This is a genomic window from Bradyrhizobium sp. BRP19 (genome assembly GCF_020194195.1).
In the GTDB taxonomy this organism is placed as follows: domain Bacteria; phylum Pseudomonadota; class Alphaproteobacteria; order Rhizobiales; family Xanthobacteraceae; genus Bradyrhizobium; species Bradyrhizobium yuanmingense.
In genome coordinates this window covers 1025990-1048327 of sequence record NZ_JADYVZ010000001.1, presented here as the reverse complement: position 1 = coordinate 1048327, position 22338 = coordinate 1025990, and the positions used below count along the sequence as shown (strand labels likewise).

General features: G+C 63.6%; 26 protein-coding genes and 1 pseudogene. 17 read left to right on the top strand and 10 right to left on the bottom strand.

Annotated features, from left to right (window positions below; genetic code table 11):
* Positions 1 to 13 precede the first annotated feature (13 nt).
* Positions 14 to 502 carry a cyanase gene (gene cynS, locus I6F36_RS05185; protein ID WP_025037304.1) on the top strand — a complete coding sequence of 163 codons (489 nt, stop codon included), beginning with the start codon at positions 14 to 16 and terminating at the stop codon, positions 500 to 502.
* On the opposite strand, the gene I6F36_RS05180 is transcribed toward cynS, so the two are convergent.
* Complete coding sequence (locus tag I6F36_RS05180) at positions 489 to 1316, bottom strand: oxaloacetate decarboxylase (RefSeq protein WP_225132733.1); 828 nt, start codon at positions 1314 to 1316, stop codon at positions 489 to 491. The two genes, cynS and I6F36_RS05180, sit on opposite strands and share 14 nt — an antisense overlap.
* A gap of 103 nt (positions 1317 to 1419) precedes the next feature.
* On the opposite strand from I6F36_RS05180, the gene I6F36_RS05175 reads away from it, so the two are divergent.
* Positions 1420 to 2394 carry a LysR family transcriptional regulator gene (locus I6F36_RS05175; protein WP_225132732.1) on the top strand — a complete coding sequence of 325 codons (975 nt, stop codon included), beginning with the start codon at positions 1420 to 1422 and terminating at the stop codon, positions 2392 to 2394.
* Positions 2395 to 2399: 5 nt separating this feature from the next.
* On the opposite strand, the gene I6F36_RS05170 is transcribed toward I6F36_RS05175, so the two are convergent.
* On the bottom strand, positions 2400 to 2723 hold the full coding sequence (locus I6F36_RS05170; RefSeq protein ID WP_225132731.1) for a DUF1476 domain-containing protein: 324 nt from the start codon (positions 2721 to 2723) through the stop codon (positions 2400 to 2402).
* 320 nt (positions 2724 to 3043) lie between these two features.
* Here I6F36_RS05170 and purC point away from each other — a divergent pair, with 320 nt between their 5' ends.
* From purC to I6F36_RS05155, 3 genes are read left to right on the top strand one after another with little or no spacing between them, the layout of a single operon-like run.
* Positions 3044 to 3811 carry a phosphoribosylaminoimidazolesuccinocarboxamide synthase gene (gene purC, locus I6F36_RS05165; RefSeq protein ID WP_172782948.1) on the top strand — a complete coding sequence of 256 codons (768 nt, stop codon included), beginning with the start codon at positions 3044 to 3046 and terminating at the stop codon, positions 3809 to 3811.
* Positions 3812 to 3825: 14 nt separating this feature from the next.
* Positions 3826 to 4068, top strand: a complete 243-nt coding sequence (purS, locus tag I6F36_RS05160) for a phosphoribosylformylglycinamidine synthase subunit PurS (RefSeq protein WP_027548637.1) — start codon at positions 3826 to 3828, stop codon at positions 4066 to 4068.
* 5 nt (positions 4069 to 4073) lie between these two features.
* Entirely contained in the window at positions 4074 to 4259 is a 186-nt protein-coding gene (locus I6F36_RS05155; RefSeq protein ID WP_225132730.1) for a hypothetical protein, read from the top strand.
* A 19-nt stretch (positions 4260 to 4278) separates the two neighbouring features.
* On the opposite strand, the gene I6F36_RS05150 is transcribed toward I6F36_RS05155, so the two are convergent.
* Positions 4279 to 5295, bottom strand: a complete 1017-nt coding sequence (locus I6F36_RS05150; protein WP_225171063.1) for a magnesium and cobalt transport protein CorA — start codon at positions 5293 to 5295, stop codon at positions 4279 to 4281.
* Positions 5296 to 5462: 167 nt separating this feature from the next.
* Here I6F36_RS05150 and purQ point away from each other — a divergent pair, with 167 nt between their 5' ends.
* On the top strand, positions 5463 to 6164 hold the full coding sequence (purQ, locus tag I6F36_RS05145; protein WP_036027846.1) for a phosphoribosylformylglycinamidine synthase subunit PurQ: 702 nt from the start codon (positions 5463 to 5465) through the stop codon (positions 6162 to 6164).
* Complete coding sequence (locus tag I6F36_RS05140; RefSeq protein ID WP_225132729.1) at positions 6161 to 7150, top strand: tripartite tricarboxylate transporter substrate binding protein BugD; 990 nt, start codon at positions 6161 to 6163, stop codon at positions 7148 to 7150. The genes purQ and I6F36_RS05140 overlap by 4 nt, the downstream gene beginning before the upstream one ends.
* A gap of 47 nt (positions 7151 to 7197) precedes the next feature.
* Here I6F36_RS05140 and I6F36_RS05135 read toward each other — a convergent pair whose 3' ends face one another.
* On the bottom strand, positions 7198 to 7596 hold the full coding sequence (locus tag I6F36_RS05135) for a RidA family protein (RefSeq protein WP_036012940.1): 399 nt from the start codon (positions 7594 to 7596) through the stop codon (positions 7198 to 7200).
* Between the two features lie 131 nt (positions 7597 to 7727).
* Between I6F36_RS05135 and I6F36_RS05130 the strand changes: the two genes are divergently transcribed.
* The 3 genes and pseudogenes from I6F36_RS05130 to I6F36_RS05120 all read left to right on the top strand — a co-directional run bounded on the left by I6F36_RS05130 (position 7728) and on the right by I6F36_RS05120 (position 9780).
* Positions 7728 to 8333 (top strand): TetR/AcrR family transcriptional regulator, encoded by a 606-nt coding sequence (locus tag I6F36_RS05130; protein ID WP_225132728.1) that lies wholly within the window; start codon positions 7728 to 7730, stop codon positions 8331 to 8333.
* A 144-nt stretch (positions 8334 to 8477) separates the two neighbouring features.
* Positions 8478 to 9215: a tetratricopeptide repeat protein gene (locus I6F36_RS05125; protein ID WP_225132727.1), complete on the top strand. Its 738-nt coding sequence runs from the start codon at positions 8478 to 8480 to the stop codon at positions 9213 to 9215.
* 140 nt (positions 9216 to 9355) lie between these two features.
* Positions 9356 to 9780: pseudogene (locus I6F36_RS05120) on the top strand (GFA family protein).
* Between the two features lie 13 nt (positions 9781 to 9793).
* Here the strand turns inward: I6F36_RS05120 and I6F36_RS05115 are convergent.
* Both I6F36_RS05115 and I6F36_RS05110 read right to left on the bottom strand, forming a co-directional pair.
* Entirely contained in the window at positions 9794 to 10756 is a 963-nt protein-coding gene (locus I6F36_RS05115; protein ID WP_225132726.1) for a DMT family transporter, read from the bottom strand.
* 76 nt (positions 10757 to 10832) lie between these two features.
* Positions 10833 to 11312, bottom strand: a complete 480-nt coding sequence (locus I6F36_RS05110) for a PaaI family thioesterase (RefSeq protein ID WP_057029481.1) — start codon at positions 11310 to 11312, stop codon at positions 10833 to 10835.
* Between the two features lie 186 nt (positions 11313 to 11498).
* Here I6F36_RS05110 and purL point away from each other — a divergent pair, with 186 nt between their 5' ends.
* Positions 11499 to 13709 (top strand): phosphoribosylformylglycinamidine synthase subunit PurL, encoded by a 2211-nt coding sequence (purL, locus tag I6F36_RS05105; RefSeq protein ID WP_225132725.1) that lies wholly within the window; start codon positions 11499 to 11501, stop codon positions 13707 to 13709.
* 126 nt (positions 13710 to 13835) lie between these two features.
* Here the strand turns inward: purL and I6F36_RS05100 are convergent, their stop codons facing one another.
* Complete coding sequence (locus I6F36_RS05100) at positions 13836 to 15023, bottom strand: acyltransferase (RefSeq protein WP_085972307.1); 1188 nt, start codon at positions 15021 to 15023, stop codon at positions 13836 to 13838.
* Between the two features lie 175 nt (positions 15024 to 15198).
* Here I6F36_RS05100 and I6F36_RS05095 point away from each other — a divergent pair, with 175 nt between their 5' ends.
* Entirely contained in the window at positions 15199 to 15372 is a 174-nt protein-coding gene (locus I6F36_RS05095) for a DUF1328 domain-containing protein (protein WP_225132724.1), read from the top strand.
* A 156-nt stretch (positions 15373 to 15528) separates the two neighbouring features.
* Here the strand turns inward: I6F36_RS05095 and I6F36_RS05090 are convergent, their stop codons facing one another.
* Positions 15529 to 15888 (bottom strand): DUF427 domain-containing protein, encoded by a 360-nt coding sequence (locus I6F36_RS05090; protein WP_036043505.1) that lies wholly within the window; start codon positions 15886 to 15888, stop codon positions 15529 to 15531.
* A 197-nt stretch (positions 15889 to 16085) separates the two neighbouring features.
* Between I6F36_RS05090 and I6F36_RS05085 the strand changes: the two genes are divergently transcribed.
* Together I6F36_RS05085 and I6F36_RS05080 are read left to right on the top strand one after the other, a co-directional pair.
* Positions 16086 to 16322, top strand: coding sequence for a BolA family protein (locus I6F36_RS05085; protein ID WP_011088461.1), 237 nt, complete (start codon positions 16086 to 16088; stop codon positions 16320 to 16322).
* Between the two features lie 42 nt (positions 16323 to 16364).
* Positions 16365 to 17558 (top strand): low temperature requirement protein A, encoded by a 1194-nt coding sequence (locus tag I6F36_RS05080; protein WP_192893417.1) that lies wholly within the window; start codon positions 16365 to 16367, stop codon positions 17556 to 17558.
* A gap of 9 nt (positions 17559 to 17567) precedes the next feature.
* Here I6F36_RS05080 and egtD read toward each other — a convergent pair whose 3' ends face one another.
* Both egtD and egtB read right to left on the bottom strand, forming a co-directional pair.
* Entirely contained in the window at positions 17568 to 18539 is a 972-nt protein-coding gene (gene egtD / locus I6F36_RS05075; protein ID WP_225132723.1) for an L-histidine N(alpha)-methyltransferase, read from the bottom strand.
* Between the two features lie 48 nt (positions 18540 to 18587).
* Positions 18588 to 19883 carry an ergothioneine biosynthesis protein EgtB gene (gene egtB, locus I6F36_RS05070; protein ID WP_192893155.1) on the bottom strand — a complete coding sequence of 432 codons (1296 nt, stop codon included), beginning with the start codon at positions 19881 to 19883 and terminating at the stop codon, positions 18588 to 18590.
* Positions 19884 to 20122: 239 nt separating this feature from the next.
* On the opposite strand from egtB, the gene grxD reads away from it, so the two are divergent.
* The 3 genes from grxD to I6F36_RS05055 are packed head-to-tail and all read left to right on the top strand — an operon-like array spanning position 20123 to position 22337.
* Entirely contained in the window at positions 20123 to 20449 is a 327-nt protein-coding gene (gene grxD, locus I6F36_RS05065; RefSeq protein ID WP_018647423.1) for a Grx4 family monothiol glutaredoxin, read from the top strand.
* Between the two features lie 3 nt (positions 20450 to 20452).
* Entirely contained in the window at positions 20453 to 21004 is a 552-nt protein-coding gene (locus I6F36_RS05060; RefSeq protein WP_109143232.1) for an O-acetyl-ADP-ribose deacetylase, read from the top strand.
* A 46-nt stretch (positions 21005 to 21050) separates the two neighbouring features.
* The gene (locus tag I6F36_RS05055; RefSeq protein WP_074448243.1) at positions 21051 to 22337 is read left to right on the top strand and encodes a serine hydrolase; all 1287 of its coding nucleotides are present in this window, start codon (positions 21051 to 21053) and stop codon (positions 22335 to 22337) included.
* The last annotated feature ends 1 nt before the right edge of the window (position 22338 follow it).

Genomic DNA, 22338 nt, shown 5'->3' with positions numbered 1-22338 from the left:
CAAGGAGACCCTAATGAAACGCGAAGACCTCACCGAAAAACTGCTCGACATCAAGCGCGAGAAGGGCTGGAGCTGGAAGCACATCTGCGAAAAGATCGGCGGCTATTCCGAGGTGCTGATCGTCGGTGCGATCATGGGCCAGATGAAGCTGACGAAGCCGCAGGCTGCCAATGCCGGCGAGCTGTTCGGCCTGTCGAAGGCGGAAGTTGCCATGCTCAACGAGGTGCCGATGCGCGGCACCGGCACGCCGATGCCGCCGACCGACCCGCTGATCTACCGCTTCTACGAGATGGTTATGGTGAACGGTCCGGCCTGGAAGGCGCTGATCGAGGAGGAGTTCGGCGACGGCATCATGTCGGCGATCGACTTCGACATGGGCATCGAGCGCGTCGCCAACCCCAAGGGCGACCGCGTCAAGATCACCATGAGCGGCAAGTTCCTGCCGTATAAATATTACGGCGCCAGCGGCAACGTGCCGGAGTACGGCTTCAAGGAGGAGTGACCGCGGCGAAGGCGGCGCGCAGCTCGCCGACCGGCGCCATCTCGCGGATGTAGGTGAAGGACCCCTTGTCCTTCATCTCGCGCGCGCAGTTCAGGAACGCTGCGAGCGCGTAGCGCGACATGGCTCCGCCGACGCTGATGCGCTTGACGCCAGCGGCGGACAATTGGTCGACGGTTAGCGTCGGGTCGGCAAAGCCCATCACGTGGTTGAAGGGCTTGCCCAGCGAGGACACCACCGTCCTGATCGTGGCGAGATCGTACAGGCCCGGCGCATAGAGGACGTCGGCGCCAGCGGCCTCGAAGGCCTGCAGGCGGCGGATCGTATCGTCGATGTCCTTGCGGCCGTGCAGGAAGTTCTCGGCCCGCGCCGTCAGCGTGAACGGAATGGGCAGCGCGCGTGCCACCTCCACCGCGGCCTGGACGCGCTCGACGGCGTGGGAGAAGTCGTAGATCGGGCGATCGCGATCGCCGCTGAAATCCTCGATCGAGCCGCCCACCGCGCCAGTGTCTGCGGCACGCCGAATAGCTTCGGCGGCGCGTCTCGGCTCATGTGCGCCGCAATTCTCGAGGTCGACGCTGACGGGCAGGTCGGTCGCTTCCACGATCGTGCGTGCGTTGGCGAGGATGACGTCGAGGCTGACGCCGCTGCTGCCGAGCATGTTGGCGACCCCGAGGCTCGTAGTGGCCAGGGCTTCGAAGCCCATCGCCGCGAGCAGCTTCGCGGTGCCGGCATCCCATGGATTGGGAATGATGAAGGCACCGGGCCGCTCGTGCAACGCGCGAAAGGCTCTCGCCTTGTCCAACTGGCTCGTCATGGCTCGTCTCCATTGTCTGTCCCAACGAGCTTTAGGCGCACTTCCGTCATCCGCCAAATTTGTTATTCTGTGAGATATCATCAGCTTTTTGCATGAGGTCGCGATGGACAGTGACGCCCTCAACACCTTCCTGACGGTTCATCGCAGAGGCGGGATTTCGCATGCCGCGAAATTCCTGCACCGCTCGCAGCCGGCGATTTCGCGCCGTATCGCTCTATTGGAGCAGGAGCTCGGCGTTCCCCTGTTCGAGCGGGTGGCAGGCCGCACGCGACTCAGCGATGCCGGGCGCGTGCTGATCCCCTATGCCGAGCGCGCAGTGGCCGCGGCGCAGGATGCCGAACAGGCGATCCGCGCACTGACCAAGCAGAATGCAGGGCCGGTTTCGCTGGCCGTGACCGGGACGCTCGCTGACAGCCGCCTCTCGACCATCATGAAGCGGTTTACCAAGGAGCATCCCGCCGTCGTGCTGAGCTTGCGGACGGCGACCAGCGCGGAGGTCAGCGATCTCATCCGGCGCGGCGAGGCCACGATTGGCCTGCGCTACAACGCCGACCGCTCCGGCGATCTCGCCTGCGAGCAGATCCTGCGCGAATCGTTGCAAGTGGTCTGTGCGCCCGACCATCCTCGCGCCGGACAGCGGGTGAAACGCCTCGCCGAGCTTGATGGCGAGCGCTGGATCGCATTCCCCGAGATTCGCGGCCGCCGCGAGATTGCCGCGGCTCACGTGTTCGCGCTGTTTCTGACGCGGGGACTTGGCGAGGTGGAATGGACGGCCGTGGACAGCCTCACTGCGCAGAAGCGGCTGGTGGAATCGGGCTTCGGTCTTGCACTGCTGGCAAAAAGCCACGTGGCTGAGGAGCTGCGTGCGGGCTCGATCGCGACCGTCGCCGTGGGCGACCTTGATGCGCACCAGGATATCGTCCTCGTCACGCGTCGTGGCGGGTTTTTGAGCGCTGCCGCAGAGCGCCTGCTCGAAACCATCCGCCGCAACTATGCCGGGCCGAATGTCTCGACCACGCGGGAAGGCAGAAGAAGAACGCCGGCGCGCAAGGCTATTGCGCGCCAGCGGGTCGGTTGACTCGATTATTTCCCCGCCTTCACCTCGGCGGCGGCAACTGCGAGCAACTCGCTCATCTTGGCGCGAATCGCCTGCTCGGTGACGACAACGTTCTTGGCGGCGAAATCGGCCGTCAGCTTGCGCACGACGTCGGCATCGCCGGCCTCCTCGAAATCGGCCGCGACGACCTCCTTGGCATAGGCGATGGCGGCATCACCCGTGATGCCGAGCTTCTCGGCTGCCCACAGGCCGAGCAGCCGGTTGCGGCGGGCCTCCGCCTTGAACTTCTGCTCCTCGTCGAGGGCGTACTTCTTCTCAAAGCCTTCCTGGCGTTTGTCGAACTCGCTCATGCCTGTTCCAAATCCTCGCTGAATGGAGCGGGAGCCTTCCGTTGCGGCGACCCGGCTGCATGCCTACATAGATAGCACGAATCGGCAAAACAACGGGCCGTTAAGCCGCAGGCAAGACGGTATAAGTTGGTGCCGGACGGCCGGATCGATTGTGCTCGGACAGCCAATCGGATAGGTTGCCTAAGGCTTGGTTCCCGTTCTGTTTCCAACGGGTTATAGATGGGTTCCTGGCCGTTCACGGCAGCTCCGCTGTGGGTCGTAATCCTAGTCAACCGGAGCACACCAAATTCATGGATTTCAACAAAACACGGTACATCCCCATGAGCCGTCGGCGTCGCATTTATGAAGGCAAGGCAAAGGTTCTTTACGAAGGCCCCGAGCCCGGTACCCTGATCCAGCACTTCAAGGACGACGCCACCGCGTTCAATGCGAAAAAGCATCAGGTGATCGAGGGCAAGGGCGTCCTCAACAACCGGATCTCGGAGTACCTGTTTCAGCACCTCAACGACATCGGGGTGCCGACCCATTTCATCCGCCGCCTCAACATGCGCGAGCAGTTGATTCGCGAGGTCGAGATCGTGCCGCTGGAGGTGGTGGTGCGAAACGTCGCCGCTGGCTCGCTGTCGCAGCGCCTCGGCATCGAGGAGGGCACACAGCTGCCGCGCTCGATCATCGAGTTCTATTACAAGAACGACCAGCTCAACGACCCCATGGTGTCGGAAGAGCACATCACAGCCTTCGGCTGGGCGACGCCGCAGGAGATCGACGACATCATGGCGCTCGCCATCCGCGTCAACGACTTCCTCACCGGCCTCTTCCTCGGCATCGGCATCCGCCTCGTCGACTTCAAGATGGAGTGCGGGCGCCTGTTCGAGAACGAGATGATGCGCATCATCGTCGCCGACGAGATCTCGCCGGACAGCTGCCGGCTGTGGGACATCAAGTCGAACGAGAAGCTCGACAAGGATCGTTTCCGCAGGGATCTCGGCGGCCTGCTCGAGGCCTACACCGAAGTTGCAAAGCGTCTCGGCATCCTCATGGAGAACGAGCGTCCCCAGGGCACCGGCCCGGTGCTGGTGAAGAGCTGAAGAGGACTTTTGACGTGAAGGCACGTGTCACCGTTACCCTGAAGACGGGCATCCTCGACCCGCAGGGCAAGGCCATCGAAGGCGCGTTGAAGTCGCTCGGCGTCGACGGCGTCGCCAGCGTCCGCCAGGGCAAGGTGTTCGACATCGAGCTCGCCGGCGCCGACAAGGCCAAGGCGGAGGCGGCGCTGAAGGAGGCCGCCGACAAGCTCTTGGCGAACACCGTGATCGAGAATTATGCGATCGAGATGAAAGGCTGAGCGGAGTGGCGGATATCGGCAAAGAGCTGATTTTCGAGCTGCTGAATCAGGTCGAGCAAACGCTCGGTGATGTCGAATACAAGATCGACGAAATCAGGTCTGAGCTGAGCGCCTGTCGAGAAGAGCAGCTTCTCATGCTGCACGACCTTCAGGTGGCGCAGAGCACGTGGTCTGGCAGACGAGGCATGTAACCAGTCTGAGCGTCTGGACTCACAGCCACCCGGCCCGCCGAAAACGCCAGTACAGCGAGCCGCATGCCGTCAGCATCACGCCCAGCAGCATGAAATAGCCGTACTCCCATTCCAGCTCCGGCATGTGCTTGAAGTTCATGCCGTAGATGCCGGCGAGCGCGGTCGGGACCGCGATGATGGCGAGCCAGGATGCGAGCTTCTTGGATACCGCCGTCTCCTGGGCCTGGCCGACCAAAAGGCTTGCCTCGAAGGCGAACGCCAGCACCTCGCGCATGGAATCGATGCGCTCCTGGATGTTGCGGACGTGGTCGGTGACGTCGCGGAACAGCGGCTGCATGGCCTGCCGCACCATCGAGAGGTCGTCATGCTCCAGGCGGCGGCAGACCTCCACCAGCGGGCCGATCGCGGTCCTCAGCCGCAACAGGTCGCGGCGCAGCATGTAGAGCCGCTCGATCTGCGCCTTGCTGATCTGCTTGGAGAGCACGTCATCCTCGATGCTCTCGACCTCGTCGTGGATGCTCTCCAGCACGGGCGAGTAATTGTCGACGATGAAATCGAGGATGGCATAGAGGATGTAGTCCTCGCCGCGCGCGAGCGCCCGCGGACAGCTCTCGCAGCGCTCGCGCACCGGCGTGTAGGAGGTCGAGGCGCCGTGGCGCACCGAGACCAGATAGCCTTCGCCGACGAAGATGTGGGTCTCGCCGAAGGCAATGCGCCCCTCGATCAATTGCGCGGTGCGCGCGACGATGAACAGGGCCTCGCCATATTGCTCGATCTTGGGCCGTTGATGGGCGTGGTTGGCGTCCTCGATCGCGAGGTCGTGCAGGTCGAACTGCTTCTGCACCGCGCCGAGCAGCGCCATGTCGGGCTCGTGCAGCCCGATCCACACGACATGGCCGGGCTTGGCTCGCCAGCTCGAGGCCTCGCTGATGGCGATATTGGCGACCCGGCGGCCGTCGACATAAGCGCCGGCGGCGACCACGCCCTCGGCGGATACTGCTTCGGCGAGAGATGCGGGCAGCGACGGGACGTTCATGGCTTCAATCCCGGGCAAATCGAGCGGCCAAAGGCGCGTGGCTATGGCCTGTGTACAAGGGCGCTCCGCAACGCTAGCACTGGTAAAATCTCCGTCAAATGGTTATGTCTGTTCACGAATTGGCCCGTTGGCCAGCCTCGATTCCCAGCCGCGTCGGAACCTCTGCCATGAAAGCCGCCATCCTCGTCTTTCCCGGAATCAACCGCGAGCGCGACATGGCGCGCGCGTTGAGGCTGATCTCCGGCAGCGAGCCCGCGATGGTCTGGCACGCCGAGACCGCGCTGCCTGCGGGCACCGATCTCGTCGTCGTGCCCGGCGGCTTCTCCTACGGCGATTACCTGCGCTGCGGCGCGATTGCGGCGCGTGCACCGGTGATGGATGCGGTGCGCGACTATGCGGCCAAGGGCGGCCTCGTGCTCGGTGTCTGCAACGGTTTTCAGATCCTCTGCGAGTCCGGCCTCTTGCCGGGCGTGCTGATGCGCAACGCGCGGCTGAAATTCATCTGCCGCGACGTGCATCTGCGCGTCGAGCGTTCCGACACGCCGTTCACCCGCGGCTACAATGCCGGCCAGGTGATCCGCGTGCCGGTCGCCCATGGCGAGGGCAATTACGAGGCGGACGAAGAGACCATCAAGCGGCTCGAAGGCGAGGGGCGGGTGCTCTATCGCTATTGCTCCGCTGCCGGCGAAGTCGACGATTTCAACAACATCAACGGCGCCGCGCATTCGATCGCCGGCATCGTCAACGACCGGGGCAACGTGCTCGGCATGATGCCGCATCCGGAAAACCACGTCGAAGACATCATGGGCTGCACCGATGGTCGCGGCTTGTTCGCCGGTCTCGCCCAGCATCTGGAAAAAGCCGCGTGATCTCGTTCGTGGTGAAGCGTGCGCTCGCCGCGATCGCGGCGCTAGCGTTCGCGACATTTTCGATCGCCACTTGCGCATCCGCGCAGGATTATCCCAAGCGTCCCATCACCATGATCGTGCCGTTCGCGGCCGGCGGCACCTCAGACGTGATCGCGCGCGCGGTGGCCGAGCAGATGGGCATCGCGCTCGGCCAGACCATCGTGATCGAGAATGTTGCGGGGGCCGGCGGCTCGACCGCGCTGGCGCGGGCCTCCCGCGCCGAGCCGGATGGTTATACGATTGCGATCGGCAATGCCGGCACCAATGCCGCGACCTACACGATCTATCCAAAACTGCCGTTCACGCCTGATTCCTTCGTGCCGATCGCGATGGTGGCGAAGACGTTCGGCAGCATCGCGCTGCGCAAGGACTTTCCGGCGAAGGACCTGAAAGAGTTCATCGCCTATGCCAAGGCCAATCCGGGCAAGATCAATCTCGGCCATGCCGGCGTCGGCTCCTCGAACTACCTGATCTGCAAAAGCTTCGTCACATCAGGCGGGATCGACGCGACGCTGATCGGCTATCGCGGCGCCGCGCCGGCCCTGACTGACGCGGTCGGCGGCCAGATCGACGGCGTCTGCGACGCGGCCGCCTCGGTGTCGCAGTCGATTAACGACAAGCTGGTGAAGGGCCTCGTGGTCGGCTCGACCGTTCGGCTCTCAACGCTGCCGGATCTGCCGACCTCGGCAGAAGCGGGCCTGCCCGAGTTCGAGGCACAAGGCTGGAACGGCCTGTTCGCGCCCAAGGGCACGCCGCCGGCCGTGATCGCCAAGCTGAATGCCGCGGCGCGCACGGCCGTCGAGACCGAAGCGGTGAAGAAGCGCTTCGCCGACCTGTCGACCGTCGCGCCCGATGCCGACGAGCACGCGCCCGACGTGCTGCAAAAGCTCGTGACGCGCGACGTCGAAAAGTACCGCAAGATGCTGGCGGACGACGCCAACAAGTAGCCAGGCCAAGTTGTCTGCTGGCGGCCGGCGTATGGCCGCCCGGAAGCTTACTGGAGCACAGGAATGCGGGCGATGACCTTGATCTCGAAGTCGAAGCCGGCAAGCCAGTTCACGCCGACGGCCGTCCAGTTCGGATAGGGAGGATCGCCGATCTCCTCGGCGCGAACGGCCATCACCGTCTCGATCTGGCTCGCCGGATCGGTGTGGAACGTGGTGACATCGACGACATCGTCCAGCGTGCATCCACCAGCGGCGAGCACGGCACGCAAATTGGCGAACGCGCGCCGGACCTGGTCCTCGAACACCGGTTCGGGTGAGCCGTCCTCGCGGCTGCCGACCTGCCCCGACACGAACAGCAGGTCACCGGAGCGGATCGCTGCCGAGTAGCGATGCACTTTGTAGAGCGCGTGGCGGTTGGCGGGGAAGATTGCCTCTCGCTGGGGCATGGCAGGGCCTTTCGGTTGATGGGCGTGAGCGGATCGTGGGTGTTCCATGGCTGGCGCGTCACGGCAATTTCAGATACGTTTCGTATGTGAGATATCGCTCACATACGAGGCGTATGTCAAGGGGGCAGGGCATGGCAAAGGGGAAGCGCGCCGCGGCCATGGCGGAAAATCGGGCCAGCCTCATCCGCGCCGCACGCGCGGCATTTGCCACGCAGGGCTATGCAGACGCGTCGATGGACGAGCTCACTGCGGCCGTCGGTCTGACGCGGGGCGCGCTGTATCACAACTTCGAAGACAAGAAGGGGCTGCTCTGGGCCGTCGTCGAGCAGATCGACGGTGAAATGGCGGAGCGGCTTCGCATCGTTCGGGAGCAAGCGCCCAACCCGTGGCTGGGCCTGCTCGCCGAGGGAAGCGCCTATATCGAAATGGCGCTCGAACCTGAGATCCAGCGCATCATGCTCCTGGATGGACCTGCCGTGCTCGGCGATCCCTCCAAATGGCCCGGCGAGAACGCCTGTCTCGATATCACCATGCGAACGATCCGTGCGCTGATCGAGGAGGGAATCGTGAAGCCGGTCGATGTCGAAGCGGCGGGGCGGTTGCTGAACGGGGCTGCGCTCAGCGCCGCCTTGTGGGTCGCGGCGGCCGACGATCCCAAGAATGTGCTGAGCAAGGCCGTCGACGCGTTTCGAGTGCTGGCGAGTGGATTGCTACGCGAGGCGCGTGAACCTGCATAGGTTTTGCGGCGACTGACTCCTCGTCACCATTACGGCGCGCGTTCGGGTTCGCTGATTCTTGCCGGTTGCGGCAACTCAAAGTTGTTTCATCGGTTCGATTGCGATATCAGGAGGCCGGCTGTCGTTGTGCTTTCCGGATGTCACATGCCCGTTGCTTTGGTCGTTCTGCTGCTCGATATCACGCTGATCTATCACGCCTCGCGAACCGGACGGTTGCGGCCCTGGGCCTTCATCATCCTGCTGGTGCCGATGATGGGCGCGATCGCCTATATCGCGGTCGAGCTCATTCCTGAATGGTTTTCCAGCCCCGGTGCCCGGCAGGCGCGCCAGCGTGTCGCCAATCGCCTCGATCCCGAGAAGCGCTATCGCGAGCTGTCCGACCAACTCGCCGGCACCGACACCATCGCCAACCGCGCGGCGCTGGCGGAAGAGTGCGCGAATATCGGCCGGTTCGGCGAAGCTGAAGCGCACTATGATCACATCCTGAAGCTGCCGATGGGCCACGATCCTGCCTACGCGCTGCGCAGGGCGCAGGCGCAATTTGCCGCCAGCCGCCCGGCCGATGCGCTGGCGACGCTGGACGATCTGCAGAAGCAATGGCCCGATTTCGATTCCGCCGACGCGCATCTGCTCTATGCCCGCGCGCTCGCCGAGGTCGGACGTGTCGACGAGGCGCTGGAGGAATATCACGTGCTCGCCGGCTACTTCCCCGGCGCCGAGGCGCGTGTGCGCTACGGCATGCTGCTGCAAACGGTCGGCCGCACCGTAGAGGCGCGCATGGTCTTCAACGAGTTCCTGATCCAGATGCGGCGCGCGCCGAAATATCTGCGCAAGGCGCAGGCGGAGTGGCTGTCGATCGCGGAGAAGCAGTTGTCGGCGTGAGGAGTCCGGCCCGCGTGAGTTGTTTTGATGCCTTGGGCGCTTCCTTTTGATTGTTCGGCCCACGTTTGAGAGATACGTTCCTGCCCGTTGACGTCGCCGAGCGGCGTCGTCATTCGCAGCAACGCCAGGAAGCATGCCACATGGTGAGTGACACAAACGTCCGGGCTGGTCAGTGCCATTGCGGAGCGGTGCGTTTCGAGGCGTCGCTGAGCGACGGTTTCAATTCGATCCGCCGCTGCACTGCTCTTACTGCCGGATGCGCGGTGCGGTCGTCGTCATGGCGGAGATGGGCGGCATAAAGTTCCTGAAGGGCGAGGATGCGCTGACGAGCTACCGCTTCCATACCGGATCAGCGCAGCATTTCTTCTGTTCCCGCTGCGGAATCTACACGCATCATCAGCGTCGATCGGACCAGAATCTGTATGCTGTCAACGTGGCTTGCCTCGACGGGGTAAGTCCGTTCGATTTTCCTGAGGTGCCCGTCATGGACGGTGTCAATCACACCAACGACACAGGAAAACTGACGCGCCGTGCAGGTACCCTCCGCTTTATTTTGGCGGATTGACCATCGCCGTCGGCTACCGCCACTTCAACCGCTCCGCCGGCACCGTCATCGCCGCAACACCGGCCATCACCAGCAATAACCCCAGTGCGAGGTTCGACGGCACGCTCTCGCCGAGCAGCAGCACCGAGAGGCCGACGCCGATCGGAATGCGCAAATAGCCTTGGGCGTTGGTCGTCAGCGTGCCGAGCCGGCCGAGGCAGACGTAGAACAACATCAGGCCGAGCGCGCTCGAGACGATGCCCATGATGATGGTGGCGACGATCGCGGTCGGCGTTGGTTGCAGCGTCCAGGGCTGGTCGATCAGCAGTGAGGGCGGCAGCAGCACGAGGCCGCCGAACAGTAGCGATCCCGCCGCGACCACCATCGGATCGTATTCGGACAGGCGAAGGCCGAAGATCGTCGCGCAGGCAAAGGAGATGGTGGCGAGCAGGATCGCGATCTCTGCCACGATCTCGCTACCGAGCCCGCGCAGTGCGTCGAGGCCGACGATGGCGACGGTACCGGCAAGGCCGAGGATTGCACCGGTGAGCTTGAGCAGCGTCGCCGGCTCGTGCCGCGTGATCAGCGAGGTGATCAGGAAGGCGAAGATCGGCGTGGTCGAGGCCAGCACCACCGTGTTCGAGGCCGGCACATATTGCTGCGACCAGGTGATGATCAGGAACGGGAAGGTCGAGTTGATCAGCTGCTGGGTCGCGAACAGCTTCCATGCTTTCGCGTCGGTCGGGATCCTGGTGCCGCGCATCCACAGGATCGCGAACAGGAAGGCGGCGGCGATCAGCGAGCGCGCCGAGATGAAGGTGATGGGTGGGATCGTGGGAAGCGCCAGCTTGGTCAGCGGATAGGTCGAGCTCCAGCAGCAGGCGAGCGCCAGCAGCAGCGCATAATCGCGCCAGTTGCGTGCGCCGGTGGCGATGGACGGCAACGGCGTTGATGCGGCCGCCGTCGCGCGACCCGCCTCGGATGTGCTCTGCGGCACCTTGTTCTTGCTCCCCGGCGCCAAAGCGCTTGGTGGGAAGTCTGGGCGAGGGCGCGCGAAAAGGGAAGGCGTCGAGCTATGCGTTTGGCTGAGGGAGTGCCTTCCGCTTCATCCGCTTGATCGTTCCGGAAAAGGTCAGCAGCAGCCGCTCGCCCGACACCATCTTGCCGCGCAGGAAGATCAGCGAGCCGCCGGCGCGGGTGACCTCGCCGGTGCATTCGATCAGCTCGCCCTCGCGTGCCGCATCGAGGAATTCGCAGGCGAAATTGGTCGTCACCGCCCGGCTGTCCAGGACATGGGTGGCGATCGCAAACAGCGAATAGTCAGCAAAGGCCATGTAGCAGCCGCCATGGACGTTGCCGGAGCCGTTGAGGTGTTTCCTCTCGACGCGGAAGGCGCTGCGGACGCTGCCGTCGGCCTCGATCCGGTGCCAGAACGGGCCGACATGGGACTCAAAACTGTCGCGAATCCAGGTCCGCCAGCCCACAAATTCGCCCTCGGTGGCGACATGGAGGTCGGGGCGGCGGGGCGGGGGCGCTTTGGTCAATTCGTGCAAGGAAATAGGCCTTCAATTGCGGGTCTTTAGACCTTAAATCCGATCCGACCGCGCCGTGCAATTCCCGTTCCCGCCGGCCCTGCCGGCGCAAAACGTGGGACAGCGGGAAAATGCGCCATAAAGGGCTTTTCGAAGCCGTCCGATGTTCCTAAGAACGGCCAAACCGCCGCCGAAAGCCTCGAATCCATGAAGAACGAACCCAAGATCACCCCGGAACTGGTTGCCGCCCACGGGCTCAAGCCCGACGAGTATGAGCGCATCCTGAAGCTGATCGGGCGGGAGCCGACCTTCACCGAGCTCGGCATCTTCTCGGCGATGTGGAACGAGCATTGCTCGTACAAGTCCTCGCGCATCCATCTGCGCGGCCTGCCGACCAAGGCGCCCTGGGTGATCCAGGGCCCCGGCGAGAATGCCGGCGTGATCGACATCGGCGACGGCCAGGCCGTGGTCTTCAAGATGGAGAGCCACAACCATCCGAGCTATATCGAGCCTTATCAGGGCGCGACCACCGGCGTCGGCGGCATTTTGCGCGACGTCTTCACCATGGGCGCGCGCCCGATCGCCTGCCTCAATGCGCTGAGCTTCGGCGCGCCCGAGCATCCGAAGACGCGGCATCTCGTCTCCGGCGTCGTGGCGGGCGTCGGCGGCTACGGCAATTCCTTCGGCGTGCCGACGGTGGGCGGGCAGGTCCGCTTCCACACCCGCTACGACGGCAACATCCTCGTCAATGCCATGGCGGTCGGCCTCGCCGATGCCGACAAGATCTTCTATGCGGCGGCCTCCGGCGTGAACATGCCGATCGTCTATTTGGGCTCCAAGACCGGCCGCGACGGCATCCACGGCGCCTCGATGGCCTCGGCCGAGTTCGACGACAAGTCCGAGGAGAAGCGCCCGACCGTGCAGGTCGGCGATCCCTTCGCCGAGAAGCTGCTGTTAGAGGCCTGCCTCGAGATCATGGAGAAGGGCTGCGTCATCGCGATCCAGGACATGGGCGCGGCGGGCCTGACCTGCTCGGCGGTGGAGATGGGCGCCAAGGGCGACCTCGGCGTCGACCTCGACCTCGATGCGGTGCCGACCCGCGAGGCCGGCATGAGCGCCTACGAGATGATGCTCTCGGAGAGCCAGGAGCGCATGCTCATGGTGCTCAAGCCCGAGAAGGAGAAGGAAGCCGAGGCGATCTTCACTAAGTGGGGGCTGGATTTTGCGATTGTCGGCTACACCACGCCGAGCAAGCGCTTCGTGGTCAAGCATGGCGGCGACGTCATGGCCGATTTGCCGATCAAGGAGCTTGGCGACGAGGCGCCGGTCTATGACCGCCCGCACGTCCCGTCCACAGCGCTGCCGGTCGTGCATGCCCGCGACGTGCCGGCGCCGATGGGCCTTGGAGCTGCGCTGGAGAACCTGATCGGCACGCCGGACATGTGCTCGAAGCGCTGGGTCTGGGAGCAGTACGATCACGTCATCCTCGGCAACACCATGCAGCGTCCCGGCGGCGACGCCGCCGTCGTGCGCGTGCAGGACGGGCCGAAGGGCCTCGCGCTCACTGTCGACGTCACGCCGCGCTATTGCGAGGCCGATCCTTATCAAGGCGGGATGCAGGCGGTCGCGGAAGCCTGGCGTAACATCACCGCGGTCGGCGGCAAGCCGCTCGCGATCACCGACAATCTCAACTTCGGCAACCCTGAAAGGCCCGAGATCATGGGCCAGTTCGTCGGCTGCCTCAAGGGCATCTCGGAAGCCTGCCGCACGCTGGACTTCCCGGTCGTGTCCGGCAACGTCTCGCTCTACAACGAGACCAACGGCCGCGCGATCCTGCCGACGCCCTCGATCGGCGGTGTCGGCCTGCTCGACGATTTCACCAAGTCGGCGTCGCTCGCCTTCAAGGCCGAGGGCGAGGCGATCCTCTTAATCGGCGAGACCCATGGCTGGCTCGGCCAATCCGTCTATCTGCGCGACATCTGCGGCCGCGAGGAGGGCGCGCCGCCACCGGTCGATCTTGCGGCCGAGAAGCGCAACGGCGATTGCGTGCGCGGCATGATCCATGCGGGCACCGCGACCGCCGTGCATGATTTGTCGGACGGCGGCCTCCTGATCGCGCTCGCCGAGATGGCGATGGCGGGCGGCATCGGCGCCAAGCTGCTGGCGGCGCCGACTGCGCTGGTGCCGCAGGCCTACTGGTTCGGCGAGGACCAAGCGCGCTATCTCGTCACCGTGCCGGAAACCGAAGCCGGCCGCGTGCTCGCCAAGATGCGCGGCTGCGAGGTGCCCTGCGTGCGGATCGGCACCACCGGCGGCGATGCCATCGCGATCGCCGGCGAGGCGCCGGTTACGATCGACAGCTTGCGCAAGTCGTTCGAGCGCTGGCTGCCGGAATATATGAGCGGCAAGGCGGCGTAAGGCGCTGCCACAAATCAGATCTGTAGCCCGGATGGAGCGTAAGCGTAATCCGGGACCGCTATCACTTGTGGCGAGGTCCCGGATTGCGCTGCGCTCCATCCGGGCTACGGACCGAGGGACCGCGCCTCACAACACGCGTGACGCGCCCGGGATCTGCCGCAACGCGCGCGTCAGCGCCCAGCTCGCCGCGACAGTCAGTACAAAGCCGATCGTGGCCTTGACGATCGCCGGCAGGTCATAGTCGAACAGCCAGTATTGCAGCCACAGCGCGATCGGATAGTGCACAAGGAACATGCCGAACGCGTCGCCCTGCATTGGATCGAGCAGCCTGGCTGAGCCTGATTGCTTGAATCTCTGGAAAAGGGCCAGGATCAGAAACATGATGGCCACGCTGAAGACGGTGAAGCAGATGGCATAAAGCGCTTCATACCAGTCCGGCAACGGCGACGGGTTGCCCAGTATTTCGCGCTTGATGAAGATCAGCCCCCACAACAGGCAATACGGAACGATCGCCAGGACCATCCAGTCCCAGCTGACCTTCGCCATGCGGCCGTCGACAGAGAGCAGCCCACGATCCATTTGCGCAACGCCGATGCCGGCACCGAAAAAGAAATAGGTCGCGTACAGCATCACGCGCCCGTGCTGGACCGAGAACGGCCCGAACTCGAACCAGCTGCTGTGTCCGTAGTGAACCAGCCCGGGAATGTAGAACGCGGCGGTGACGGCCAGCATGACCGCGAAGAACACGGCGGGCCGGCGGCGACCGTGTAGCGAGAGGCGATTGATCGGATCGAGCAGGTTGGGTGACAGCCGGTACAAAAGACAGGCCACCAGGTCGAAGGCAAACAAGACCCAAAGGAACCAAATCGGTCCGCTCGGCCACGGGCCCTTCGTGACCATATTCCACCAGAATTCCGCAAAACCGATCTCGGGATGGTGCCGCAGAGAGATCGCGTAATAGGCGAGCGGAATGACTGTAAAGGCGCAGATCGCGAAGGGTAGGCCAAGCCGAAGCAGGCGATCTGCCAAATAGCTCCGCACTCCCTTCCGAGCGATGCCAGACCAGGCGAACAGTCCCGACAGGAAGAAGAACATCGCCATGAAGAAACTGTCGGTGGCGAGCACGATCATGTCGAAGCCGAAGAAATAACTCGGATCGGTATGACCGAAATAGGTATAGGGGATCACCGCGTGATGCAGCAGCACCACCAGAGTGAGGAAGGTGCGGGCGCGATCGATCGCCAGATTGCGCACCTTGCTCGTGGGCGCGGCATGCACCTCCGCGCCGATCGTCGCTGAATGTGACATCGTCATCGTGGCCGCCCCGATCCTGACCTCGGCTGGACTCTGCCGCCGGGAACTCGATTCAGCAAGGGCCGTTTGTTTCGGAGGTCGCCCCCGACCACCTCTAGGAACCAGTTCCTCGCAGCGATGTTAGCGTTCGCCGAAAACAGCGTAGGCCGTGAGACGCGGCAGTTCGGAGCTGGCGATGACGATCCTGAAATGGGCCCTGATCTTCCTACTTGTCTCGATCGTGGCCGGCGTGCTCGGCTTCACCGGAATCTCGGCCGCCTCCGCCGATATCGCGCGCTTCCTGTTCTACGTCTTCGTGGCGATCTTCCTGGTGCTGCTGATACTGGGACTCACGATCTTCAGGACGTAGCTGATTCAGCCCTCTCCGCCGTCATGGCCAGGCTTGACCCGGCCATCCACGCCTTACCGCGTACAGAACGTGGATGCCCGGGCCTTCGCCTCGCCGGAGCGGCTTCGACCGCGCAGGCGGGACAAGCCCGGGCATGACGGTCGTGGGTTGCGGCGCTTATCCCACTTCCTCGATCTTCACCTTGTCCGGATAGAACGCGAGATGGCCTGAAATCTCCGTCATCGCGGGGAAGGGTGTCTCGTAGGTCCAGATCGCGTTGTCCAGCGTCTTGCCGTCGGCCTTGACGCTGTAATAGTTCGCGTCCCCCTTGTAGGGGCAATGGGTGACGCGGTCGGTACGCTCCAACAGGGCCATGTTGGCGTCCTCCCGCGGTACATATTGCACTGCCGGATATCTGGCCTCCTTCAAGGTCAGCGCCTTGCTGGTCTCGGCGATCACGATGTCGCCCGCCGTGACGCGGACGCGCCGGGGATTTGGGGTGATGGTGATCGGGTGGTCGGGCCCTGGAAGCTTCATGATTTCACGCCTTTTCGATCAATCTGCCGCGCGCGGCACTTTGTCGTGCCTTTGTCCTGATGGGATCAGGGATATAGTGCCGGAAAGCGTGACGTAGAAGGCCGTTCACGCTAAGTTTGACCTTGCCGGCGAGGGGACCCCCGGCAGCGATTCGATGATGAGGCTGCTTTGCAGCCGAGATAAGGAGCAAGACCCGAATGCCCATGGACGCCCACGATATCGAGGCGATGATCAAGGCAGCGATCCCCGATGCCGAGGTGACCATCCGTGACCTCGCCGGCGACGGCGACCACTATGCCGCGACCGTGATCTCGGAATCCTTCCGTGGCAAATCGCGCGTCCAGCAGCACCAGATCGTCTACCAGTCCCTGCGCGGCCAGATGGGCGGCGTGCTGCACGCGCTGGCGCTGCAAACCGGTGTGCCAGGTACTTGACGAAGCTGCACCTGACCTGACCAGCGCCACGAGGGGACGATGATGGCTGCGGACAATCCGCACGGCGCGATGTTCCGCGTCATTGTGCCGAACCAGCACAGCCGCGTCACTTTCGTCGAGCTGTTCTTCGACCTTGTCTTCGTCTTCGCCGTCACGCAGATATCGCACACGCTGCTGCACCATTTCACGCCGCTCGGCGCCGTGCACGTCGCGGTGCTGTTTCTCGCGGTGTGGTGGCTGTGGGTTTTCACCGCCTGGGTTACCAACTGGCTCAATCCCGAGCTGACCCCGGTCCGGCTCCTGCTCTTTGCGATGATGTTGGGCGGCCTCGTGCTGTCGACCACGATCCCGACCGCCTTCGAGGGCCGTGGCCTGTGGTTCGCGATTGCCTATGCGGCCATGCAGGTGGGGCGTACCGCGTTCTGGCTGCTCGCAACGCCGCTGCATCGAACAGCGGTGCGGCATAACGCAATCCGCATCCTGACCTGGCTGTCGATCTCCGCGGCGTTGTGGATCGCGGGCGGCCTGGCCGAGGGCGAGAGGCGGCTATGGCTGTGGATCGCGGCGGTTACCTGGGAATACATCTCGCCGGCCGCGCGGTTCTGGGTGCCGAAGCTGGGCTTTTCTTCCGTTGAGGCCTGGGCGGTCGAAGGCGGCCATATGGCCGAGCGTTGCGGTCTATTCGTCATCATCGCGCTCGGCGAGGCCATTATCGTCAACGGCGCGACCTTCGCTGAACTGGAGTGGACCGCGAGCAACATTCTCGCCTTCGTCTCAGCGCTGGTCGGCGCCATCGCGATGTGGTGGATCTATTTCCACAAGGGCGCGGAGGCCGGCTTGGAGCGGATCTCGAAGTCAAGCGAGTCCGGCCGCCTGGCGCGGCTCGCCTACACCTATCTGCATATGCCGATCATCGCCGGCATCATCCTGACCGCGGTCTCGGACGAACTGGTGCTGAAGCATCCGTCCGGCCATTCCGACGCCCGCACGGTTCTGAGCACGATCGGCGGCCCGCTGGTGTTTCTGATCGGCACCATCCTGTTCAAGCACGCGGTCCGCGGCTTCCTCCAGCTCTCGCACGGCATCGGCATCATCCTGCTGCTGGTGCTGTGGTGGTTCGCGTCGGAACTGTCGCCGCTGTGGCTGTCAATGGCGACGAGCGCCATCTTAATCGTAGTGGCGGTGTGGGAGTCGGTGTCGCTGGGGTCGAAGGTGGAGGAGGCCGGGGAGCATTGAAGCCCGGCCTTACTCCGCGACCTCCAGCGCGTGCACCGAGAACATCTTCGCCGCATCCGTCCAGCTCTCGCGGACCCGCCAGCCCGCGCCCTGGGCCAGCGCGGCAAAACGCGCGATGCTGTATTTGTAGCTGTTCTCTGTGTGGATGCTTTCGCCCGGGCGGAACGAGAAGCTGGTGCCCAGCAGGCGCACGGTCTGGCTCTTCCTGCTGATCAGGTGCATCTCGATGCGGTGCCGCTCGCGGTTGTAGATCGCGCGATGGGTGAAGGCGGACAGGTCGAAATTGCCGCCGAGCTCGCGGTTGATGCGCACCAGCACATTGAGGTTGAAGCGCGCGGTGACGCCGGCCGCATCGTTATAGGCGTCGAAGAGGATCCGCTCGTCCTTCTCGAGATCGGCGCCGATGATCATCTGCGCGCCCTTGCCGAGGATCTTGCGCGCGCTTCTCAGGAAGGCCTGCGCTTCCTGCGGCTCGAAATTGCCGATGGTCGAGCCGGGGAAGAAGCCGACCTTCGGCATGGATGCAACCTGCTTGGGCAGCTCGAACGGCGTCGTGAAATCGGCCGCCACCGGATAGATGCCGAGCGCCGGGAAATCCCGCTTCAGGCCGCTCGCCTGTGCCTTCAGGAAGTCGCCGGAGATGTCGACGGGGACATAGGCTGCGAATTTGCAATGATCGAGCAGCAGGCGCACCTTCGTGGTCGCGCCGGCGCCGAACTCGACCAGCGCGGCGTGCTCCGGGATGATGCTTGCGATCTCGCTTCCGCGCTCCTTCAGGATCGATAGCTCGGTGCGCGTCGGATAATATTCCGGCAGAGTGGTGATCGCCTCGAACAGCTCCGATCCGGTCGCGTCGTAGAAGTATTTCGGCGACAGCTTTTTCGGCTGCTGCGAGAGGTCCTCGATGGCCTCGCGGGCAAAGGCGGTGGTCTGCTCGTCGGGAAGATGGGCCTCGGCCAAAGCGCTGGCGTGCACATTCATGATACTCTCCTGAACGCGCTGTCCGGCGCGCATCTGTCGTCGGAATACTTAGTCGTAATCGGCAAGCCGCAACCCGGTGAACTGCCAGCGGTGGTGCGGATAGAAGAAGTTGCGATAGGTGGTACGACTGTGGCCCTGCGGAGTTGCAAGCGAGGAGCCGCGCAGCACCAGCTGGTTGACCATGAACTTGCCGTTGTACTCGCCGAGCGCGCCTTCGACGGCGCGATAGCCGGGGTAGGGCGCGTAGGAGCTGCGGGTCCATTGCCAGACGAGGCCGAAGGCGTCGTTGAGCTGGCCAGCGCGGGCCGCGACCTCCCATTCCATCTCGGTCGGCAGGTGTTTTCCGGACCAGCGCGCGAACGCATCCGCTTCGTAATAGCTGATGTGGCAGACCGGCGCGTCCGGATCGACCGGCTTGAGGCCGGCCAGCGTCATCACCTGCCATGCGCCGTCGACCTCGCGCCAATAGCCGGGGGCTTGCCAGTCTTCCTTGCTGGCCGCGGCAAAGCCGTCCATCAGCCACAGGGTTGCGGTCCGGTAGCCGCCGTCCTGCATGAAGGCGAGCCACTCGGCATTGGTGACCAGATTGCGGGCGATCCTGACCGGACCGACCAGGGCGCGGTGCGCCGGCTTCTCGTTGTCGAAATGAAAGCCGTCGTCGACATGGCCGACGGTGTGGATGCCTTCGTTCAGCGTCAGCCAGTCATCGCCGCCGCGCGTTGCGGCCGGGAAGCGCCAGGCCGGGTCATACGCCGGATAGATCGGGTTCTGCGCAAAGGCATGCAGGATGTCGGTGAACATCAGCTCCTGATGCTGCTGCTCGTGATTGAGCCCGACCTCGACCAGCGGCGCGATTGCGCGGAGCTTGTCCGCGCCCGCCTCGCGGAAGAATTTGCTGACGGCCGTATCGACGTATTTGCGATAGGCGCCGACCTCGTCGGCGCTGGGGCGGGTGATGTCGCCGCGATGATTGCGAGCATGTCGCGGGCCGGCGCTGACGTAGTAGGAATTGAACAGGAACGCGAAATCGGGGTGGAAGGGCCGGTAGCCCGCAGCATGCTCGCCGAGCAGGAATTGCTCCCAGAACCAGGTCGTATGGGCCCGGTGCCATTTGGTCGGGCTGGCATCCGGCATGGACTGGATCTGCTGGTCCTCGGGCGATAGCGGTGCGGCCCGGCGTTCGGTCTCATTGCGGACAGTCGAGAACGCCGCTTCCAGCCGCTGGGCGAGTTCGTCCTCGCGGGAGGACGGTGACGAACGCAGGGAGGCCGTGGCTGAGGCTTGTTTCGTCACGTTTTTCTCCAGACAGGACAAGAGAACGTTGTTCGCACGACCCGGTTCCATGAACAGGGTTCGTCCTAGATAGGGGCTCCGTTACGGTATGAAAGTCCTCTGCGGCGATGATATTGATGTCATCAGCCTATGGACCCGGCTGGGGTCAATCCGGCCGCCGGGGACCCGTCGCCGCCATTTTACTTTGGATGCACAACGGTTTGGGCTACATATATGGGCAGGTATCGGGTTAAATCGGCTGAGCCCGCCCGAAGCAATTGGTGAGGGCTCTGCCCCAGAAGGACACGGATATGAGCATCGCGGAATTCATCGACAATGAAGTGAAGTCGAACGACGTGGTTCTGTTCATGAAGGGGACACCGCAATTTCCGCAGTGCGGTTTCTCCGGCCAGGTGGTCCAGATCCTCGACCATATCGGTGTCGGCTATAAGGGGCTCAACGTTCTCGAATCCGCCGAGCTGCGCAACGGCATCAAGGAATATTCGAACTGGCCGACCATCCCGCAGCTCTACGTGAAGGGCGAGTTCATCGGCGGTTGCGACATCGTCCGTGAGATGTTCCAGGCCGGCGAATTGCAGCAGCTCTTCTCCGAGAAGGGCGTCGTCGTCGCGGCCTGACACGTGACCGTGCTGACGCGCCGGATTGGCGGCGCGGAGCTCGAGGTCATCGTCGCCGATATCACCACACTCGGCGTTGACGCCATCGTCAACGCCGCGAACACGTCGCTCCTTGGCGGGGGCGGCGTGGATGGCGCGATCCATGACGCCGCTGGTCCCGAGCTTCTCGCCGAATGTCAGACGCTCGGGGGATGCCCGACCGGCGATGCCAAGATCACGAAGGGCTATCGTCTGCCCGCCCGATACGTGATCCATGCCGTCGGTCCGGTCTGGCACGGCGGCACTCGCGGCGAGGCGGCGGCACTTCGTTCCTGTTACCGCCGTGCGCTGGAGCTCTCCCAGGCCAATGGGCTGACTTCGCTGGCGTTCTCCGCGATCTCGACCGGCGTATATCGTTTTCCTGCCGACCAGGCGGCAAAGATCGCGGTCCATGCCGCCATCGAAGCCCTGCCTGCTGCGCCGCTGGTTGCGCACGTCATATTTTGTTGTTTCTCGGAGGCAAGCGCCGCCCTCCATTCGGATGTCTTGGCGCGGTACGGCAGCCCTTGTGCCTGATGACGCGGTCGGTACACTCCGAAGCGCCATGTTCCGGGGAGGGGATATGATTTCACAATTTGGACTGCGTGCGCTCGCCTGCGGCGTGTTGGTGTCGCTTGCCGCGATGTCGCCGGCGCACGCGGAGGGCACTTACGAGATTCCGGCCGGCGCGCATTTCAATCAGGAGAAGCTCGGCAGGATCACCGACTTCTTCAAGAACGAGGTCGCGACCGGCAAGATCGCCGGTGCAAACGTGCTGATCCAGCAGCATGGCAAGCCGGTCTATCACGAAGTCTTCGGCGTGCAGGACGTGGTCAGCAAGGCTCCGATCACGGACAAGACCATCTTCCGCCTGTCGTCGCTAACCAAGGTGATCACCTCCGTTGTGGCGATGCAACTGATCCAAGACGGAAAGATCAAGCTCGACGATCCCGTTTCGAAATACATTCCCTCCTTTGCAAATGTGAAGGTCGGTGAGGAGAAGAAGGCCGAGGACGGCACCAAGACGCTCGAGCTGGTACCACTGGCCCGGCCCATTACCATTCTCGATCTGATGCGCCATACCTCCGGGATAACCTACGGTTTCTACGGCGATAGTCTGGTTCGCAAGGCCTATCGCGACGCTAGCATCTACGCGGGCGAATTCGATCTCGCCGAGTTCGCCGAGCGGATCGCCAAGCTGCCGCTGCACAATCAACCCGGCGCACTCTGGCAGTACGGCCATTCCACTGACATTCTGGCGCGGATCATGGAAATCGTGTCCGGAAAGACATTGTTCGAACTCGAGAAGGAAAAGCTGCTCGATCCGCTCGGTATGACCGATACAGGCTTCTTCGTCACCGAACCGGAGAGACTGAAACGGCTCGCCCAGCCGCTGCCGAACGACAGCAATTTCCGGGTCGGCCGCGAGTACAGGACTGAGGTTCGCCAGAAGTGGGAATCCGCCAGCGGCGGCATGGTTTCGACTATGGCGGACTTTTCCCGCTTTGCGCAGATGCTGGTCAATGGAGGAACGTTCGAGGGCAAGACCTATCTCAGCCCGCAGACGTTTGAGCTAATGGCATCGGACCATGCAGGCAAGGACTCCGGCGTTGAGCGGGACTACTTCTATTTTCCCGGTGACGGTTTTGGCATGGGACTTGGGTTTGCCGTGCGCACCGATCCCGGTAATGCCAAACCTCCGCCGCCCGGAGATCTCGGGGAATTGAAATGGGACGGCGCCAGCGGTTGCTATTTGGTGGTTGATCGCAAGCAGGACATGTTCTTCCTGGTGCTGCAGCAGACCCCGAGCGAGCGCCAGCGCGTGCAGCGGACATTGAAGCAGCTGGTTTATGAAGCCATGGAGAAGTGAC